This is a genomic window from Planktosalinus sp., from assembly GCF_059864935.1.
On record NZ_JCBCCK010000175.1, the window covers coordinates 1 to 2,227 of the forward strand.

1 protein-coding gene is annotated in these 2,227 nt (G+C 42.8%); it reads right to left on the reverse strand.

The window, feature by feature from the left end; genetic code table 11:
* Nucleotides 1-27 precede the first annotated feature (27 nt).
* Nucleotides 28-2,064, reverse strand: a complete 2,037-nt coding sequence (locus AC6F75_RS06615; RefSeq protein WP_500714168.1) for a M3 family metallopeptidase — start codon at nucleotides 2,062-2,064, stop codon at nucleotides 28-30.
* Nucleotides 2,065-2,227 lie beyond the last annotated feature (163 nt).

A 2,227-nucleotide genomic window follows, 5' to 3' on the forward strand; every position in this document is an offset into this window, starting at 1 on the left:
CAAATCAAATAACTTATTCATCAACCATTACTCCAACAACCCCGCCCGTTTCAACAAATGCTCCGGATTGGGCTCTTTTCCGCGGAAGCGTTTGTACAGCACCATGGGGTGTTCTGTACCGCCTTTGGAGAGGACGTGTTCCTTAAATTTTGCAGCCACTTCTCCGTTAAAAATCCCTTTTTCCAGGAAATAAGCAAAAGCATCAGCATCGAGTACTTCGGCCCATTTGTAGGAGTAATACCCTGAGGAATATCCACCCTGAAAAATATGGAAGAATGAGGTGCTCATACAATTTTCTGAGACATCGGGAAAGAACTGTGTGCCTTCAAAAGCCTTTAATTCCAATTCCTTAACAGATTTAATTCTCTCCGGCGAATCGCCGGCATGCCAAGTCATGTCAAGCAAACCAAAGCTCAGCTGTCGCAAAGTTTGTATCCCTTCCATAAAAGTGGCCGATGCTTTTATTTTTTTAATAAGTTCCATCGGGATGGTTTCTCCGGTTTCGAAATGCTTAGCAAAAAGTTCCAAAGCTTCTTTTTCATAACACCAGTTTTCCATTACCTGACTGGGGAGTTCCACAAAATCCCAAGACACTCCCGTTCCCGAAAGACTTGGATAGGTGGTGTTTGCCAGCATCCCGTGCAATGCGTGGCCAAACTCGTGGAACAGCGTGGTGACTTCGTTGAAGGTTAGGAGTGAGGGTTTAGTTTTTCCCGGCTTTGTGAAATTACATACTATAGAAATATGCGGACGTTCCATTTTCCCGCCTTTTACATACTGCGGTTTGTAAGAAGTCATCCACGCCCCGTTGCGTTTGCCCGGTCTGGGGTGGAAATCTGCATAAAACAGGGCGACTTTTAGCCCTTTGGTATCGCTTACGCGAAAGGTTTTCACATCTTCATGATAGGTATCAACATCAAAAACCTCGGTAAATTTTAACTGAAACAAGCGCTCTGCAATGGTAAAAGCACCGTCGATGACGTTTTCCAGTTTAAAATAAGGCTTTAGCTTTTCATCGTCCAAATCAAAGCGTTCTTGTTTTAATTTTTCGGTGTAGTAAGCGCTGTCCCATTTTTGAAGTCCCCCCTCAATCCCCCCAAAGGGGGGAAGATTATTTGCAAAATTTTGAAGTTCCTTGAATTCTTTTTCGGCAGCGGGTTTGGCTTTTTCCAGTAACTCTTCGAGAAAACTTTCTACCTTTTGTGGACTTTGTGCCATGCGTTCTTCGAGCACAAAATGAGCGTGTGTGTCATAACCCAACAATTGCGCCCTTTGGTGACGTAGTTTTACAATTTCCAACACATTTTTTTGGTTGTCGAGTTCGTCATTCTGAAAACCTTTGGCACCAAAAGCAATGGCGAGCTTTTTGCGTAATTCCCGGTTATCAGCATAGGTCATAAATGGGATATAGCTGGGGTATTGGAGCGTAAAAACCCAACCGTCTTTTCCCATTTCTTCAGCAGTTTGCGCCGCGGCTTCAATGGCGTGTTCGGGCAGGCCGCTCAGGTCTTTTTCGTCAGTGATGTGCAGGGTGTATTTGTTGGTTTCGGCCAACACGTTTTCACCAAAAGTGAGTTTGAGTTTGGCGAGTTGCTTGTCGATATCTCGCAGTCGCTGCTTTTTGTCTTCAGGCAGATTGGCGCCATTGCGGGCAAAACTTTTGTATTTTTTGTCCAGAAGGGTTTGTTGCTCGGGAGTAAGGTCAAGTTGATTTTTGTTTTCATAAACCGTTTTCACTCGTTTGAACAAGGCTTCGTTTAAGGTAATATCGTTGCTGAATTCTGATAAAAGTGGCGAAACTTCCTGTGCAATCGCCTGGATTTCATCATTGGTCTCGGCCGAATTCAGATTGAAAAAGATACTGGAAATGCGATCCAGTTGTTGCCCTGAAAACTCCAATGCTTCGATGGTGTTTTCAAAAGTGGGTGTTTCAGCATTTGCTGTGATGGCATCAATTTCGGCTTTGGCAGTTGCGATGGCTTGCTCAAATGCGGGTTTGAAATGTTCGGTTTTTATTTTAGAAAAAGGGGCGGTATCGAAGGGTTGTAAAAGTGGGTTTTGCATTGTTCAAATTTTTGAAAAGCAAATTTACGAAAGCAGTTTGATATTCAACCCTCTCAGGGTTCAAAACCCTGAGAGGGTTATTTAAGAAATGGATTGTTCTTAATATGTTGTATTTAATCATATTTCACTGACTTTTTAACTAACAATAGATTAAAATGAATTT

Bases quoted from the DNA above. Each gene is read 5' to 3' on its own strand.
- AC6F75_RS06615 (WP_500714168.1), bottom strand. From the start codon at position 2,064: ATGCAAAACCCACTTTTACAACCCTTCGATACCGCCCCTTTTTCTAAA.